Below are 16,255 nucleotides of genomic sequence, written 5' to 3' on the forward strand. Positions count from 1 at the left end.
GTCGAGCTCCGCCGCCGGGACCGTGCCGAGCTGCTCCAGCGTGGCCAGCTCGTCCAGGATCACCACCGCGTGCCGCCACGACATTAACCCATCCCGCAGCGCGGACAACAGCACCGGGCGGTGGCGCACCAGCGTGCACGCCTGGGCCAGCAGTGTCCCGGCCGTGCGGTCCGGGATCGACACGCAGGCGGCGACCTCCGAGACGGCCGACATCCCGGCGACCTGCGCCCGCCACCGATCCGACTCCACCAGGGCCGTCTCGAAGCGCACCGCGGCGTCAAAACGCTCNGGCGGTGCTCGGCCACCGGATCAAAGCGTTCAACCTGCGGCAGGGCAAGGGCGGCCAGGGCCGCCGCCACACCCGCCGGTGCGCCGTCGTCCGCTCCTCGGCCCCGTCCCCCGGAGCCACCCGGAATACCCATACCCCCACGCTAGAACACCCCACCGACAAACCCGGCGCCGGCCGCGGTCTCGACAAGCTCGACCACCGGACGAGCGCCGACCACCGGGTCTCGACAGGCTCGACCACCGGGTCTCGCATAGTCTGGACCCATGACATCGCAGGAAGCACCCCAACTGCACCCGGCCGTCGCCGATGCGCTCACGCGCCACGGCCTTGAACACCGCGTCGTGGCCTGCCCCGCGGACCTGGCCGACACCGCCGAGTTCTGCGAGCACTTCGGCATCGCCCTCGAGCAGGCCGCCAACACCATTCTCGTCACATCGAAGAAGGCCGATCCGCCCAGCTACGCCCTCTGCGTCGTCCTGGGAACCACCCGGCTGGACGTCAACAGCGCCGTGCGCAGGCGGATGGGCGTCAAGCGCGCCTCGTTCGCGGACGCGGACACGACCACGGAACTCACCGGCATGCTGATCGGCGGCGTCACGGCCGTCGGCATCGACAGCCTGCCCATCTACGTCGACGCCGCGGTGCTCGCCCAAGAGGAGGTCGTCATGGGCGGCGGTAACCGGACAAGCAAGATCTTCCTGGACCCGGGGGAGCTGGTGAAGCTCCCCCGCGTCGAGATCGTCGAGGACCTCGCCCTGCCCCGCGCCCACGCGCACTGACAGCGGTTCTCAGGCACCGCCGTCGTACGCGGCCTGCAGCGCGGCGATGTCCAGTTTGTGCATCGCGAGCATGGCGGCCATGGCCCGTTCGCGGCCGGCCGGGTCGGAGCCACCCAGCACGGACATCAGCATGTTCGGGATCAGCTGCCAGGACACGCCGAACTTGTCCTTGAGCCAGCCGCAGGGGCCGTCCTCGCCGCCGCCGGCCGTGAGCGCCGACCAGGCATCGTCGAGCTCCTGCTGCGTGTCGAAGAACAGCTCGAACGAGACGGCCTCGTTGAATGTGTACTCCGGCCCGCCGTTGAGCGCCCGGAAACCGCGCCCACCGAGTTCGAACGACACCGTCATGACGGATCCCGCGTCCCCGGGGCCGGCGTCGCCGTAGCGGGCGACGTCGAGGATCCGGCCGTCGTCGAACAGGCCGGCATAGAAATTGGCCGCCTCTTCGGCGCGCCCGTCGAACCACAGGCACGTTCCGATCGCCCGGGAGCCGATTGCAGTCATGGTCCCACCCCTTGCAAGAAAGTCTTCGGTGCGCCACAGCCTAGGGCCATCGCGGCCATGGCTCAATGCCTACCCGACAGTAATGATGGAACGGTAATGAAGGAACGGTAACCCCGTGCCGGTCCAGGCCACGGCGCGACGACGCCTAAACTTGTACCGTGCCTGACCTAACCATGAAGCAAGCCCCCAAGACCCTGCCGTCCAAGAGATTGCCGTCCAAGAAGACGCTGCCCTACGCCATCATCGCCGACGTCGTGCTCGTGCTGGTGTTCGCGCTCTCCGGCCGCAGCTCGCACCACGAGTCCCTGGATGTGGGCGGCATCCTCACCACGGCCTGGCCGTTCGTGGCGGCGTTGCTGGCCGGCTGGGTCGCCAGCCGCAACTGGCGCAGCCCCGTGCGCGTCTGGCCCAACGGGGTGTGCATCTGGGTCATCACGGTCATGGGCGGCATGATCCTGCGCGTCGTGTCCGGCGGCACCGCGGCCACCGCCTTTGTTATCGTGGCGACTGTGGTGCTGGGCGTGTTCCTGCTCGGCCACCGCGCCCTTGCCGCCCTCGTGCTGCGGCGCGCCGCCCGCAGCTAGCAGCCAGACCCGAAGAGACAGGATCCCACAGTGATCACCGCATTCGTCCTCATCAAGACCGACGCCTCCCGCATCCCCGAGACGGCCCAGGAAATCTCCGAACTGGAGGGCATCAGCGAGGTGTATTCGGTCACCGGCGAGTGGGACCTCATCGCCATAGCCCGCGTGCGCCAGCACGAGGACCTGGCCGACGTCATCGCCGACAAGCTCTCGAAGGTCCGCTCGGTCGTCTCGACCACGACGCAGATCTCGTTCCGGGCGTACTCCCAGCACGACCTGGATGCCGCGTTCTCGCTCGGTTTCGAATGAGTGGCACCTCCGGCCGTTAGACGACGGTGCCGTTAGACGACGGTGGAGTGCTCCACCCACCGCTGCAGCACGGCGGCGGCCGCGCCGTCGTCAATGGCGGCCTCCGCCTGCGCCGCGGCAAACTTCATCCGGTCCACCAGCGGCCCGTTCGCCGTCCGGTCGTAGGCCACCAGCCCGGCCGCGGCATTGAGCACGACGGCGTCGCGCACCGGGGTGCGCTCCCCACCGAGGATGCGGCGCGCCACCTCGGCGTTGTGGACCGCGTCCCCCCCGCGCAGATCGGCGATGGTGGCGCGCGGGATCCCGATCGCCAGGGGGTCGAACTCCCCCACCGTCACAGCATGGTCCCGGACCTCCCAGATCGTGGAGGGGCCCGTCGTCGTCAGTTCATCGAGCCCGTCGCTGCCGCGGAAGACCAACGCGCGCACCTCGCGATCGGCCAGCACGCCGGCCATCAGGGGGGCCATGCGCGCATCCGCGACGCCGATGGCGGACGCGGCGACACGCGCGGGGTTGGTCAGCGGCCCCAGCAGGTTGAAGACCGTGGGCACGCCCAACTCGGCCCGGGTGACGCCGGCATGCCGCATCGACGGGTGGAACACCTGGGCGAAGCAGAACGTGATGCCCACCTCGGATGCGGCGTCGGCCACACGGTCGATCGGCATGTCCAGCCGCACGCCCAGGGCCTCCAACACGTCGGCGGAGCCGGCCGACGACGACGCCGCGCGGTTCCCGTGCTTGACCACCGTGGCGCCGGCGCCGGCACAGACCAGCGCGGCCATGGTGGAGATGTTGACCGTGTTCAACCGGTCGCCGCCGGTGCCGACGATGTCCAGCGCCTCGGCGTCGACGACCAGCGGCCTGCCGTTGTCGAGCATGGCCTGGACCAGGCCGCCCAGCTCCGCGACCGTCTCCCCCTTGGCCCGCAGGGCCACGAGGAAGCCGGCGATCTGCGACGGGGACGCGTCGCCGGCCATGATGGTATTCATCGCCCACCCGGTGTCCGCCGCCGTGAGGTCCGTGCCGGCGATCAGTGCGGCAATCAGGTTGGGCCAGGTCGGCGTGTTCACGGGGACGGAAACTGTAGGAGTCACAGTGTCGATGGTACCGATGCCCGGACCCGCCGACGCAATGTGACCGCACCGGCATCTGCCGGAGCGCGGCACAGGTTGCTGGGTTAACGCTGGATGCCTGCCCCGTTTTTCGCGACTTTGTAGAAAAAGATCACCGAAACGGCCGTTTGCATTGGGCAGCGGGAACTTTTGCAGACATAATGTCTATGTGACAACTGCGACCCATGCCCCCAGTACCCCGGCGCATCCGACGCTGAATCGCCCCAACCTGGTTTCCGTTGGAACCGTGGTGTGGCTCTCCAGCGAGCTGATGTTCTTCGCCGGCCTTTTTGCCATGTACTTCACCCTCCGCTCCACCTCGAGCGGCTTGTGGGCTGAAGAAACGGCCAAGCTGAACTTCCCGTTCGCGCTGGTCAACACGCTCGTCCTGGTCTCCAGCTCCTTCAGCTGCCAGATGGGCGTGTTCGCCGCCGAACGCCTCCAGCCGCGCCGCACAGGAAGCCGGTTCGCATTCACCCGTTGGGGAATGACCGAATGGTTCCTGCTCACCTTCGTCCTCGGAGCCATCTTCGTTGCCGGCCAAAGCACCGAATACGCGATGCTCACCTCCGAGCACGTCACCATCAACGCCAACGCCTACGGATCCGCGTTCTACATCACCACCGGCTTCCACGGCCTGCACGTGATGGGCGGCCTCATCGCGTTCCTGCTCATCATCGGGCGCGCCTTCGCGGCCAAGAAGTTCGGACACTTCGAGGCGACCAGCGCCATCGTCACCTCGTACTACTGGCACTTCGTCGACGTCGTGTGGATCGGCCTGTTCCTGGTCATCTACGTCCTGAAGTAGGCTGGCAGACGACTTTCTTCTACACGAGGCAGAATTTACATTGGCGGTGGCAGGACCTAACCGCCGCACACAGATCAAAGGAACCACCACGTGAAGGCACTATCGCGGAAGCGACGTCATCCACTCGCAGCTGTCGCGCTGCTGGTTATGGGGCTCATGCTGACGGGCGGACTGTACGCCGTTGTCACCACCGTCAATGAGGCCAAGGCCGATACCACCACCTACTCCTCCGAGCAGGTCAACCAGGGCGAGAAGCTGTTCGTCGCCAACTGCGCCACCTGCCACGGCCTGGGCGCCTCCGGCTCCGACAACGGCCCGTCGCTCGTGGGCGTCGGCGCCGCCGCCGTCGACTTCCAGGTCGGCACCGGCCGCATGCCCATGCAGATGCAGGGACCCCAGGCCGAGCAGAAGCCGGTCCAGTTCACCGACTCGCAGACCTCCCAGCTGGCCGCCTACGTCGCCTCGCTGGGCGCCGGCCCGGCCATCCCCGACGCGCGCTACCTCGACGGCAAGGGTGACGCCACGCTCGGCGGCGAGCTGTTCCGCGTGAACTGTGCCATGTGCCACAACGCCGCCGCCGCCGGTGGCGCCCTGACCCGCGGGAAGTTCGCCCCCGCCCTCGCAGGAGTCTCCAACCAGCACATCTACGAGGCCATGGTGACCGGCCCGCAGAACATGCCGGTCTTCAACGACGCGAACATCCCGCCGCAGAACAAGCGCGACATCATCACGTTCCTGAACACCATCGAGAGCCAGGGCTCCCCCGGCGGCGCGCAGCTCGGTTCGCTGGGCCCCGTCTCCGAGGGCCTGTTCATGTGGATCGCCGGCATCGGCATCATCATTGTGTTCACGATCTGGCTGACCTCACGGACCTCCTAGTCCTCGAGCAATTTTCGGTTGCCGCGCGCAACCGCGAGAAACATACATAACCACCCCGGCCCCGGCCGGGACAAGAGAAGGATGAGGGGATTATGGGCGACCATAGTGACGGCACGCCGACAACGTCGGACGCCGTAGCTAAGGCTGGTCACGGTGAGGTGGAGAAGTTCCAGGACCCGGGACTTCCGCCGCATCGACTGCGACTGGCCGACACGGACCCCAGGGCGGCCAAGCGGGCCGAACGCCAGGTGGCGATCCTGTTCGCCATTTCGATCGTGGGCACGCTGGTCTTCTTCTTTGCGTACTTCGGGATCCGGCTGGACAGCACCATCGGCACCCTGCGCTTGCAGAACCTGTTCCTGGGCTTGGGCACGGCGTTCGCCATGCTCGGCATCGGGGTCGCGATCGTCCACTGGGCGAAGACGCTCATGCCCGATCACGAGGTGTCGGAGGAACGCCACGTGGTCCGCACCGAGGACGACCGCCAGGTGGCCGTGAAGATCGTCGACGACATCATCGAGGAAACCGGGATCAAGCGCCGCCCGCTGATCCGCAACACCCTCATCGGGGCGCTGGCGCTGACGCCGTTCCCGGCCATCGTGCTGTTCCGCGATCTGGGCCCGCTGCCCGGCAACAGCCTGCGCCACACCATGTGGGACAAGGGTGTGCGCCTGGTCCGTGACCCAACCGGCACGCCGATCAAGGCCACCGACGTCACCAACGGTTCCGCCTTCCACGTCATCCCCGACGGGTTGAACGAGCTGACCGAGGGCAAGCTGAACGAGAAGGCCAAGTCGGTCGTCCTGCTCATGCGCCTGAACCCGGATGAGCTGCACCCGTCCCAGGGCCGCGAGGACTGGGCCTACAACGGCATCGTCGCGTACTCGAAGATCTGCACCCATGTCGGCTGCCCCGTCGCCCTGTACGAACAGCAGACCCACCACCTGTTGTGCCCCTGCCACCAGTCGACCTTCGACCTGACGCAGGAGTGCAAGGTCATCTTCGGCCCGGCCAACCGGCCGCTGCCGCAGCTGCCCATCACCGTTGACAACGAGGGCTACCTGGTGGCGCAGAGCGACTTCCATGAACCCGTCGGACCGAGCTTCTGGGAGCGTGGCTAATCATGAGTTCCGCAACGCAGTCCAACTACAAGCCGGCAACCCGGACCGGGCGCATCACGGACTACGTCGACCAGCGCGTCGGCGGCTCCGGCATCGTGCGTGAATTCGGGCGCAAGATCTTCCCCGACCACTGGTCGTTCATGTTCGGCGAGGTCGCGCTGTACTCGTTCATCATCCTGCTGATGAGCGGCACGTTCCTGACGTTCTTCTTCGACCCGTCCATGGCCGAGTCCGTCTACAGCGGACCCTACGTACCCCTCAAGGGCATGGACATGTCGGTGGCCATGAACTCCACGCTGCACATCTCGTTTGAGATCCGCGGCGGCCTGTTCATGCGCCAGGTCCACCACTGGTCGGCCCTGCTGTTCACCGCCTCCGTGGCCGTGCACATGCTGCGCGTGTTCTTCACCGGCGCGTTCCGCAAGCCGCGTGAACTGAACTGGGTGGTCGGCGGCGTGCTGCTGATCCTGTCCCTGGCCGACGGCTTCACCGGCTATTCGCTCCCCGACGACCTGCTCTCCGGCAACGGCTTGCGCATCATCGACGGCGTGATCAAGTCGATCCCGATCATCGGCACGTACATCTCGTTCTTCCTGTTCGGTGGCGAGTTCCCCGGCACGGCCATCATCGGGCGCCTGTACGTGTTGCACATCCTGTTGATCCCGGCACTGATCCTGCTCATGGTCGCCATCCACCTGTTCATGGTGGTGGTGCACAAGCACACCCAGTTCCCCGGCCCGGGCCGCAACGATCGCAACATCGTCGGCTACCCGCTCGGCCCGGTGTACGCGGCGAAGGCCGGCGGCTTCTTCTTTATCGTGTTCGGCGTGATCGCGTTCTTCGCGGCCGCGTTCACCATCAACCCGATCTGGAACTACGGCCCGTACGACCCCTCGCCAATTTCCGCCGGTACGCAGCCCGACTGGTACATCGGCTGGGTCGACGGCGCCTTGCGCCTGATGCCGGGCTGGCTGTTCGGCGTCCCCCTGGAGTGGAACATCCCGCTGCCGTGGGGCGTGAACACGCTGTCGTTGAACGTGCTGGTCCCGGCGCTGATCCCTGCCGGCATCGTCTTCACGCTGCTGTTCACCTACCCCTGGATCGAGCGCTGGATCACCCGCGACGACCGCGAGCACCACGTGCTCGACCGACCGCGCAACGCCCCCACCAGGACGGCCATCGGCGCCGCCGGCGTCATCTTCTACTGCGTGCTGTGGGCCGCGGCCAGCTCCGACCTCATCGCGACGCACTTCAAGGTGTCCCTGAACGATGTGATCTACTGGCTCCGCGCCCTGTTCTTCCTCGGCCCGATCCTCGGCTTCATCGTGACCCGCCGCATCGCCTTGGCGCTGCAGCGCAAGGACCGCGAGATCGCGCTGCACGGCCGGGAGACGGGCCGCATCGTGCGCCTGCCGCACGGCGAGTTCCAGGAGATCCACGCCCAGCTGGACGAATACAAGCGCTACCGCCTGGTCAGCTTCGAATCGCCGAAGCCGGAGCAGGGCATTCCGAATGAGAACGGGATCGTCACGAAGCGCGAGAAGCGCCGCTCGAAACTGAGCCACTTCTTCTTCGAGGACCGGGTGGCACCCGTGACGCCGGCGGAGCTTGCCGCCGGGCACGGGCACCACGAGGAAATCACCGCCGGTGACGGCACGAAGCAGGTCTCGCACTAGCGAAGCGGACACGGTGAGGGCGGTTCCCCTGGGGGGAACCGCCCTCACCGTCGTTTAAAGGCCCCGCCGGCAGCCCGCGGCGACGCAGCCTAGTACGTGCGCCGCGGGCGGGCGCCGGGGCGTTGGAGGGGCACACGCAGCTTGTAACGGTCGGCCCGGTAGAACGACACGGAATAGTCGACGGCGACCTCGCGCGCCACATAGGCGCGCCGTTCCAGGCGCAGCACCGGGGCGCCCATGTCGATCTTCAACAGCCGGGCGATGGACGGGGTGGCCGCATTGGCCTCGATGGTGTCCTCGCCCCACTCGATGACGAGCCCGTACTTCTCGCTCAACAGGTTGTACAGCGACGTGGGCGGACCGAGGTCGAGGATGCCGGGCACGCGCCAGGCGGGGATGAAGTTCTCATCCACGCTCATGGGCTCCTCGTCGGCCAGCAGGAGCCGGCGGAACCGGATCACCGCCTGCCCCTCGTCGAGCTTCAACTCACGCGCCAGGCGGGCCGTGGCGGGGATCTGCTCGAAGCTGAGCACCTGGGCCGCCGGGGTCATGCCCCGCCGCTGCATCTCCTCGGAGTAGGACGTCAGCCGCACCTGCAGGTCGAACTTCGGCTTGGACACATATGTGCCCAACCCCACGACGCGGTCCAGCACCCCCTCCTCGACCAGTGAATCGATGGCGTGACGGATGGTCATGCGGGCCACCCCGAATCGTTCGGACAGGTCGCGCTCGGACGGCAGCTGGGCCCCCGGCTGGAGCGAGTCCTCGGCGTACCGGCGCAGCAGTTCCCGCAGCTGAATGTGGACCGCCACGCCCGTGTCCCGGTCAATGACGCCCGGCACGTTCCGGGCGGGGGGAACGAAATTCGCCATCGTGCTCTCCTCCATTCATGTCCCAGCCTAGATGCCGACTACGCTCATTCCAGAACAACTACAGCAAGGAGCTTGAATGTACACCCGGAATGCGCGTGTCGCGGCCAGCGTCGGCCTGCACGCCCGACCCGCCGCCGTCTTTGTCCGTGCCGTGACCCTGACGGGCCTGCCCGTGACCTTGGCGAAGCCCGGCCATGCCCCCGTCGACGCCCGGTCCCTGCTGGCCGTGATGAGCGAGGACTTCGCCTGCGGCGACGAGGTGGCCGTGTCCGTCGATCCCGCCGCCGGGACCGCGGCCGACGACGACACCGTGCGCGCCGCCGTCGACCATCTGGCCGGGCTACTGGCCACCGACCTGGTGGATGCCCGCTAGGGCCGCGTGAACGCCGAAGGGGCGGTTGCCACCATCATGATGGTGGCAACCGCCCCTTTTGCGTGCGTGTCCTCCTAGTGGGCGTGGTCGCCGCGGGAGTACTCGTACACCCAGCCGATGATCGCGACGGCCGCGAAGCCGGCGCCGATGATCACGATCCACCATCCGACGGCCAGGCCCAGGAAGCCGGTGGCGCAGGCGATGCCGAGCGAAAACGGCCACCAGCTCCAGGGGCTGAAGTGGCCCTGTTCGCCGGCGCCCTCATGGATCTCGGCGTCGACCCGGTCCTCCGGGCGGGGCCCGACGCGCTTGCCCGTGTAGTTCAGGTACAGCCCGATCATGAAGGACAGCCCGCACAGGAGGAAGATGCCCAGGAAGCCGACGGGCTCCATCCAGTTGACCATGAAGCCGTACACGATGCCGACCGGGATGAAGAACACGCCCATCAGCATGAACAGCCAGCTCTCGATTTTCACTTCTCGCCTCCCGTGGACGTCGTAGCCGGCTGCGCGGGAACATAGTGCGGTGCCAGTTCGGGGTGGTGCAGGTCCAGGGCCGGACGCTCCGAACGGATGCGCGGCAGCGACGTGAAGTTGTGCCGCGGCGGCGGGCACGAGGTGGCCCACTCAAGCGAGGCGCCGAAGCCCCACGGGTCATCGACCTCGACCTTCTTGCCACTGCGCCAGGTGATGTACACGTTCCAGAAGAACGGGATCATCGACGCACCGAGGACGAAGGAGGAGATGGTGGAGAACTGGTTCATCCAGGTGAAGTTGTCCTCCACCATGTAGTCGGCGTAACGACGCGGCATGCCCAGGACGCCCAGCCAGTGCTGGATGAGGAACGTTCCGTGGAAGCCCAGGAACAGCAGCCAGAAGTGGATCTTGCCGAGGCGCTCGTTGAGCATCCTGCCCGTCCACTTGGGCCACCAGAAGTAGAATCCGGCGAACATGGCGAACACCACGGTGCCGAACACGACGTAGTGGAAGTGGGCGACAACGAAGTAGGTGTCGGAGACGTGGAAGTCCAGCGGAGGGGAGGCCAGGATGATGCCGGTCAGGCCGCCGAACAGGAACGTGACCAGGAAGCCGATGCTCCACAGCATGGGGGTTTCGAACGTCAGCGAGCCACGCCACATGGTGCCGATCCAGTTGAAGAACTTCACACCCGTCGGTACGGCGATCAGCATGGTCATGAAGGAGAAGAACGGCAGCATGACCTGGCCGGTGACATACATGTGGTGTGCCCAGACGGTCACGGACAGTGCGGCGATGGAAATGGTGGCGAAGACCAGTCCCTTGTAGCCGAAGATCGGCTTGCGGCTGAAGACCGGGAAGATCTCCGAGACGATGCCGAAGAACGGCAGGGCGATGATGTACACCTCGGGGTGGCCGAAGAACCAGAACAGGTGCTGCCACAGGATGGCGCCGCCGTTCACCGGGTCGAAAATATGGCCACCGAAGCGCCGGTCCATGCCGAGCGCGAACAGGGCGGCCGCCAGCGGCGGGAACGCCATCATCACCAGGACCGCGGTGATCAGCGTGTTCCAGGTGAAGATCGGCATGCGCCACATGGTCATGCCCGGGGCCCGCATGCAGATGATCGAGGTGATGAAGTTGACCGACCCGAGGATGGTGCCGAACCCGGCCAGGGCCAGGCCGAACACCCAGAGGTCGCCGCCGATGCCGGGACTGAACGTCGTGTTCGACAGCGGCGCGTAGGCGAACCAGCCGAAGGCCGCGGCACCCTGCGGGGTGATGAAGCCGGCAACGGTGATGGTGCCGCCGAACAGGAAGAGCCAGAACGCCAGGGCGTTCAACCGGGGGAAGGCGACGTCCGGGGCGCCGATCTGCAGCGGCATGATGACGTTGGCGAAGCCTGCGAACAAGGGGGTGGCAAACAGCAGCAGCATGATGGTGCCGTGCATGGTGAACAGCTGGTTGTACTGGTCCTTGGTCTGCAGGATCTGCATGCCCGGTTCGAACAGCTCCGCACGCATCACCAACGCCATGACGCCGCCGAGGCAGAAGAAGATGAACGAGGTGATCAGGTACATGTACCCGATGGTCTTGTGGTCGGTGGAGGTGATCCAGTTGACGACGATGCGCCCCTTGGACACCGGCACCACACGCTCCACACTCGAGGCACCCACGGTGGTCGAGTATTCGTAAGTCGACACTTTCGCCGCTCCTTACTTCGTCTCTAGCTGAGCGGAATTGCGGTCATAGTCCGCGCCGAGGGTGCCGGTCTGGCCCTTCGCCTTGAGCGAGGCCAGGTGTGCCTGGAACTCCTGCTCGGAGACGACCTTGACGCGGAACAGCATCTCGGAGTGGTACTCGCCGCACAGCTCCGCGCACTTGCCGTCATAGGTGCCCTCGGCCGTCGGGGTGAACGTCATGTAGTTCGTCTTGCCCGGGAACATGTCCTTCTTGTCCAGGAACGCGGGAACCCAGAAGGAGTGGATGACGTCGCGCGAGTTCAGCGCCAGTTCGACGCTGCGGTTGACGGGCAGGTACAGCGTGGGCAGCTTGTCCTTGTCGAACGGCTTGCCATTGAGCTGTGCCTGGACGCCGGTGTCGTACACGGCCGCCTGGACCTCATTGCCCTGGAGGTAGTTGAAGTCCCAGGACCACTGCTTGCCGCGGACATCGATCTTGACGTCCGGGTTCGGATTCCGGGTCTCGATCGAGCTCACCTCGCGGTCGGTGAAGTAGAAGAACACCAAGACCATGAACAGCGGGATGAGGACGTAAAAGACCTCAAGCGGCAGGTTGTAGCTGGTCTGGCGGGGGTAGCCGGTGGCGCCCTTGCGACGGCGGTACGCGATGATGCACCAGATCATCAAGCTCCAGGTGATCAGGCCGACGATCAGCACGGTGATCCAGGAGTTGACCCACAGGTCGATGATGCCCGCGGTGTGGTTGGTGATGTTCCGCTCTGACGGCAAGAAGCCGTTCTTGCTCTCTGCCGTGCATCCTGACAAAGCTAACGATCCAGCAAGCGCCAAACCCGCGATGGGGATGACTTTTGCGCGTCGGCTGCCGGTTCGGTCCTGCGAACTCACAGACGGCCCTTCCTCTTGTTGCTGTGCTCCAGGCGGCGGGAAACAGCCGCAGGTGCGAATTTAGTTTTACTACTCGATGTAGAGCTTACCGCCACGGCACGCGAAATGCGTACAACCGCCCCCGTGCGTCGGCAGTGTCCTAGTGGAACGAGTCGCCACAGGCGCAAGAGCCCCCGGCGTTGGGGTTGTCGATGGTGAAACCCTGCTTCGCGATGGTGTCCTCGAAGTCGATGCTGGCCCCGTCCAGGTAGGGCACGCTCATCTTGTCGACCACGACCTCGACGCCGTCGAAATCGCGGACGGCGTCACCGTCGAGCAGGCGCTCATCGAAGTAAAGCTGGTAGATCAGGCCGGAGCAACCCCCGGGCTGGACGGCCACGCGCAGACGCAGATCCGTCCGGCCCTCCTGCTCCAACAGGGAGCGGACCTTGTCGGCGGCGACATCACTGAGCTTGACGCCGTGCTCGGTCGGTTCCGCGGCTTCGGCGGCCAGTTGTTCGGTGGTATTGGCGGTCATGGCTATTCCTTACGTGGGGGTGCTCCTACTACATGCTACGTCAGGGACGCCGTCCCGGTACCAGCCGCCGGGCCCTGGGCGTCGAGGCGGGCCAGCAGCAGCGCCTCGGCCAGTACGGCGTTGCGGAAGTCGCCCAGGTGCAGCGACTCGTTGGCGCTGTGGGCGCGGGAATCGGGATCCTCGACGCCGGTGACCAGGATCTGCGCGGCGCCGAACACGTCGTGCAGGTCGGCGATGAACGGGATCGAGCCGCCCATGCCGCTCTCGACCGGCGGCACGCCCCACGCCTCGCCGAGCGCCCACAGGGCGGCGCGCGCGGCCGCGGTACCGGTATCGGTGGCGAACGACTGGCCGCGCTCCCCCGGCACCAGCGTCACCCGCGCCCCGAACGGCGCATGCGCGGCCACGTGCGCCTCGATGGCGGCCAGCGCGGCGTCCGGGTCCTGCCCGGGAGCCAGGCGCAGGCTGAACTTTGCCCGGGCCGCGGGCAGCAGTGTATTCGAACTCAGCGCCACGGACGGGATGTCCATGCCGATGATCGACAACGCCGGCTTCGCCCACAGCCGAGAGGTGATGCTGCCGGTCCCCGCCAGCCGCACGCCGTCGAGCACGCCGGCGTCATTCCGGAACGTCGCCTCCGGGTAGTCGAGTTCGGCATGGTCGGCGGTGACCAGCCCGGCGATGGCCACCGAGCCGTCGTCGTCGTGCAGGGTGGCGATGAGGCGCGCCAGCAGCGTCGGCGCGTCCAGCAGCGGACCGCCGAACATGCCGGAGTGCACGGCGTGGTCGAGCACGCGGACCTCGATGGTGCCGTCGACGAGGCCGCGCAGGCTCGTGGTCAGCGCCGGGACGCCCACCTTCCAGTTGGAGGAGTCGGCCACGACGATCACGTCGGCCGCCAGTTCCTGCTGGTGGGTCTCCAGGAACGTGCGGAACGTCGGCGACCCGGCCTCCTCCTCGCCCTCGATGAACAGCGTGACGCCGAGCCCGAAGCCGTCGCCCAGCACCTCGTTGACGGCGTGCAGGGCACCGACGTGGGCCATGATCCCGGCCTTGTCGTCGGCGGCGCCGCGGCCGAACAGGCGGCCGTCGCGTTCGACGGCGGTGAACGGCTCGGTCTGCCACAGGGCCGGGTCCCCGGGTGGTTGGACGTCGTGGTGGGCGTACAGCAGGATGGTCGGCTTGCCGGGTGCCGCGGGCCGGCGCGCGACGACGGCGGGACCGCCGGGCGTCCCGTCCTCCTTGTTGGCGCGCAGGATGCGCACGTCCTCGATGCCCGTGTCACGGATCAGGGCGGCAACGGCCTCCGCGCTGTGCTGCAGGTTGGCGGCGTCGAACGCGTCCCACGCGATGCCGGGGATGGCGACCAGGTCGGCCAGGTCGGCGACCGTGCGCGGGAAGCGCGCGGACACACTGGCGCGCAGCCGGTCCAGCGGAACCGCGTCCACGGCCGGTGCGTCGACGGGAATTACGGACCCGGGCATCGGCGCGGCGGGGGCCCCGGCCGGTGCCGGCGGCGTGGTGGGTTCAGTTGTCATGTGCTTCACCCTACCGTCGGGGACCGGGTCGGGCACCGGTGCCCGCGGGGCGTCGGCCACGGTAGTCTTGAGGGGTGTTTGGACGAAAGAAAGACGACCCCAGTGCCCAGCCGGTGACGCCGGCACCGAGCGAGGCCGCCACCCGGGCCACCGACCCGCGGGCCGCCAAGGGCGCACCGACCCCGTCGCGCAAGGCGCAGGAGGCCGCCCGCAAGCGTCCCCTGGTGCCCAACGACCGGGCCGCCGCGAAGGTGGCCGCCCGGGACGCCCGCCGCGAGGAGCAGGCCCGGATGCGCCGCGCCCTGGACACCGGCGACGAACGGTTCCTGCCGGCCCGTGACAAGGGCCCGCAGAAGCGCTTCGCCCGAGACTTCGTCGACGCCCGCTTCAGCCTGGGCGAGTACGTCATGTTCGCCGCCTTGGCCATCGTGGTGCTCTCCATCGCCGTGCCGGTGACCAGCCAGACGCAGATCCTGGTCTTCGGCTTCTTCTGGGTCCTGGTGCTCGCCGTCGTCATCGACGCGTTCCTCATGACCCGCAAGCTCAAGCGGCAGATCGGCGCCAAGTTCGGTTCGGTCAATCCGGGCGTCGTCTGGTACGCCAGCATGCGTTCGCTGCAGTTCCGCCGGCTGCGCCTGCCCAAGCCCATGGTCAAACGCGGCGAGTGGCCCAAATAGTCCCCAACCACATTCCGACGACGCCGGTCCCTCCCACGGAGGGGACCGGCGTCGTCGTCGATGGGGTGGGTAGGCTGGGCGCATGGAATACCGCTACCTTGGCCGCTCCGGCCTGAAGATCACAGAAATCACGTACGGCAACTGGCTCACGCACGGTTCGCAGGTCGAGAACGACGTCGCGGCCGCCTGCGTGCGTGCCGCCCTTGATGCCGGCATCACCACGTTCGACACCGCGGACGCCTATGCCAACGGCGCCGCCGAGGAAGTGCTCGGCAAGGCCCTCGCCGGCCAGCGGCGCGAGTCCCTGGAGGTGTTCACGAAGGTGTACTGGCCGGTCGGGCCCAAGGGGGCGAACGACACCGGCCTGTCCCGCAAGCACATCATGGAGGGCATCAACGGCTCGCTGCGCCGGCTCGGCATGGACTATGTGGACCTGTACCAGGCCCACCGCTTCGACCACGAGACGCCATTGGAGGAGACCATCGCCGCGTTCGGCGACGTGGTGCGGGCCGGCAAGGCGCTGTACATCGGCGTGAGCGAATGGTCCGCCGACCAGCTGCGCCGCGGCCAGGTCCTGGCCCGCCAGGCCGGCTTCTCGCTCGTCTCCAACCAGCCGCAGTACTCGGCACTGTGGCGGGTCATCGAACCCGAGGTCGTGCCCGCCTGCCGGGAACTTGGCATGTCACAGGTCGTCTGGTCCCCCATGGCGCAGGGGGTGCTGTCGGGCAAATACCTGCCCGGCCAGCCCGCACCGGCCGGGTCCAGGGCCACGGATGAGCATGGCGGCAAGGACACCATCCAGCGCTTCATGGGCGAGGACGTGCTCGAGCGCGTGCAGCGGCTGCGCCCGATCGCCGACGAGCTCGGCCTGGCCATGTCACAGCTGGCCATCGCCTGGGTGCTGCAGAACGACAACGTGGCCACCGCCCTGGTGGGCGCGTCCCGCCCGGAACAGGTGGCCGAGAACGTGAAGGCGTCCGGGGTGCGGATCCCGGCGGAACTGCTGGCAGCCATCGACGACGCCCTGGCGGGCGTCGTCGAACGCGACCCGGCGCTGACGCTCAGCCCACCCACGCGCGTCGCGTGAGGATCGCCCAGATCTCGACAGGCTCGATCACCGGCGGCTCGACCACCGGGGGCTCGATCGCCGGGG

At 67.3% G+C, this 16,255-nt stretch carries 18 protein-coding genes and 1 pseudogene; 10 read left to right on the forward strand and 9 right to left on the reverse strand.

All coding sequences use genetic code 11. From position 1 onward, the window contains the following. A pseudogene (locus EJC77_RS20360) lies at nucleotides 1-270 on the reverse strand (hypothetical protein); the annotation flags it as partial. A 282-nt stretch (nucleotides 271-552) separates the two neighbouring features. Here EJC77_RS20360 and EJC77_RS09935 point away from each other — a divergent pair. Continuing rightward, nucleotides 553-1,068 (forward strand): YbaK/EbsC family protein, encoded by a 516-nt coding sequence (locus EJC77_RS09935; RefSeq protein ID WP_205787071.1) that lies wholly within the window; start codon nucleotides 553-555, stop codon nucleotides 1,066-1,068. Nucleotides 1,069-1,077: 9 nt separating this feature from the next. Here EJC77_RS09935 and EJC77_RS09940 read toward each other — a convergent pair whose 3' ends face one another. After that, nucleotides 1,078-1,572 (reverse strand): VOC family protein, encoded by a 495-nt coding sequence (locus EJC77_RS09940; protein WP_125612142.1) that lies wholly within the window; start codon nucleotides 1,570-1,572, stop codon nucleotides 1,078-1,080. 158 nt (nucleotides 1,573-1,730) lie between these two features. Between EJC77_RS09940 and EJC77_RS09945 the strand changes: the two genes are divergently transcribed. Both EJC77_RS09945 and EJC77_RS09950 read left to right on the forward strand, forming a co-directional pair. Beyond that, the gene (locus tag EJC77_RS09945) at nucleotides 1,731-2,156 is read left to right on the forward strand and encodes a DUF3054 domain-containing protein (RefSeq protein ID WP_240630066.1); all 426 of its coding nucleotides are present in this window, start codon (nucleotides 1,731-1,733) and stop codon (nucleotides 2,154-2,156) included. A 30-nt stretch (nucleotides 2,157-2,186) separates the two neighbouring features. Further along, nucleotides 2,187-2,465 carry an Lrp/AsnC family transcriptional regulator gene (locus EJC77_RS09950; RefSeq protein ID WP_125612143.1) on the forward strand — a complete coding sequence of 93 codons (279 nt, stop codon included), beginning with the start codon at nucleotides 2,187-2,189 and terminating at the stop codon, nucleotides 2,463-2,465. Nucleotides 2,466-2,497: 32 nt separating this feature from the next. On the opposite strand, the gene trpD is transcribed toward EJC77_RS09950, so the two are convergent. Further along, nucleotides 2,498-3,559, reverse strand: coding sequence for an anthranilate phosphoribosyltransferase (gene trpD / locus EJC77_RS09955; RefSeq protein ID WP_276309070.1), 1,062 nt, complete (start codon nucleotides 3,557-3,559; stop codon nucleotides 2,498-2,500). Nucleotides 3,560-3,746: 187 nt separating this feature from the next. Between trpD and ctaE the strand changes: the two genes are divergently transcribed. The 4 genes from ctaE (at nucleotide 3,747) to qcrB (ending at nucleotide 8,061) form a co-directional block, all read left to right on the forward strand. Further along, nucleotides 3,747-4,385: an aa3-type cytochrome oxidase subunit III gene (gene ctaE / locus EJC77_RS09960; RefSeq protein ID WP_125612145.1), complete on the forward strand. Its 639-nt coding sequence runs from the start codon at nucleotides 3,747-3,749 to the stop codon at nucleotides 4,383-4,385. Nucleotides 4,386-4,475: 90 nt separating this feature from the next. Beyond that, nucleotides 4,476-5,264, forward strand: coding sequence for a cytochrome bc1 complex diheme cytochrome c subunit (gene qcrC, locus EJC77_RS09965; protein ID WP_125612147.1), 789 nt, complete (start codon nucleotides 4,476-4,478; stop codon nucleotides 5,262-5,264). Between the two features lie 92 nt (nucleotides 5,265-5,356). After that, entirely contained in the window at nucleotides 5,357-6,385 is a 1,029-nt protein-coding gene (gene qcrA, locus EJC77_RS09970) for a cytochrome bc1 complex Rieske iron-sulfur subunit (RefSeq protein WP_125612149.1), read from the forward strand. A gap of 2 nt (nucleotides 6,386-6,387) precedes the next feature. Further along, complete coding sequence (gene qcrB / locus EJC77_RS09975; RefSeq protein WP_125612151.1) at nucleotides 6,388-8,061, forward strand: cytochrome bc1 complex cytochrome b subunit; 1,674 nt, start codon at nucleotides 6,388-6,390, stop codon at nucleotides 8,059-8,061. 89 nt (nucleotides 8,062-8,150) lie between these two features. On the opposite strand, the gene EJC77_RS09980 is transcribed toward qcrB, so the two are convergent. After that, complete coding sequence (locus EJC77_RS09980) at nucleotides 8,151-8,933, reverse strand: GntR family transcriptional regulator (RefSeq protein WP_125612153.1); 783 nt, start codon at nucleotides 8,931-8,933, stop codon at nucleotides 8,151-8,153. Nucleotides 8,934-9,009: 76 nt separating this feature from the next. Between EJC77_RS09980 and EJC77_RS09985 the strand changes: the two genes are divergently transcribed. Further along, on the forward strand, nucleotides 9,010-9,306 hold the full coding sequence (locus EJC77_RS09985) for an HPr family phosphocarrier protein (RefSeq protein WP_125612156.1): 297 nt from the start codon (nucleotides 9,010-9,012) through the stop codon (nucleotides 9,304-9,306). Between the two features lie 74 nt (nucleotides 9,307-9,380). Here EJC77_RS09985 and EJC77_RS09990 read toward each other — a convergent pair whose 3' ends face one another. The 5 genes from EJC77_RS09990 to EJC77_RS10010 all read right to left on the reverse strand — a co-directional run bounded on the left by EJC77_RS09990 (nucleotide 9,381) and on the right by EJC77_RS10010 (nucleotide 14,425). Further along, entirely contained in the window at nucleotides 9,381-9,782 is a 402-nt protein-coding gene (locus EJC77_RS09990) for a cytochrome c oxidase subunit 4 (protein WP_125612158.1), read from the reverse strand. Continuing rightward, nucleotides 9,779-11,485 (reverse strand): aa3-type cytochrome oxidase subunit I, encoded by a 1,707-nt coding sequence (ctaD, locus tag EJC77_RS09995; RefSeq protein WP_205787079.1) that lies wholly within the window; start codon nucleotides 11,483-11,485, stop codon nucleotides 9,779-9,781. Before ctaD ends, EJC77_RS09990 begins: the two co-directional genes overlap by 4 nt. Before the next feature lie 12 nt (nucleotides 11,486-11,497). Next, nucleotides 11,498-12,370, reverse strand: a complete 873-nt coding sequence (gene ctaC / locus EJC77_RS10000; RefSeq protein WP_125612160.1) for an aa3-type cytochrome oxidase subunit II — start codon at nucleotides 12,368-12,370, stop codon at nucleotides 11,498-11,500. Nucleotides 12,371-12,509: 139 nt separating this feature from the next. Beyond that, a complete protein-coding gene (locus EJC77_RS10005; RefSeq protein WP_125612162.1) occupies nucleotides 12,510-12,887 on the reverse strand; it encodes a HesB/IscA family protein in 378 nt (125 codons plus the stop codon). Nucleotides 12,888-12,922: 35 nt separating this feature from the next. After that, on the reverse strand, nucleotides 12,923-14,425 hold the full coding sequence (locus EJC77_RS10010; RefSeq protein WP_420820313.1) for a dipeptidase: 1,503 nt from the start codon (nucleotides 14,423-14,425) through the stop codon (nucleotides 12,923-12,925). Between the two features lie 74 nt (nucleotides 14,426-14,499). On the opposite strand from EJC77_RS10010, the gene EJC77_RS10015 reads away from it, so the two are divergent. Together EJC77_RS10015 and EJC77_RS10020 are read left to right on the forward strand one after the other, a co-directional pair. Continuing rightward, on the forward strand, nucleotides 14,500-15,102 hold the full coding sequence (locus EJC77_RS10015) for a DUF3043 domain-containing protein (protein ID WP_125612164.1): 603 nt from the start codon (nucleotides 14,500-14,502) through the stop codon (nucleotides 15,100-15,102). 82 nt (nucleotides 15,103-15,184) lie between these two features. Further along, a complete protein-coding gene (locus EJC77_RS10020; protein ID WP_125612166.1) occupies nucleotides 15,185-16,189 on the forward strand; it encodes an aldo/keto reductase family protein in 1,005 nt (334 codons plus the stop codon). Nucleotides 16,190-16,255 lie beyond the last annotated feature (66 nt).

The organism is Specibacter cremeus (assembly GCF_003946885.1).
GTDB lineage: Bacteria > Actinomycetota > Actinomycetes > Actinomycetales > Micrococcaceae > Specibacter > Specibacter cremeus.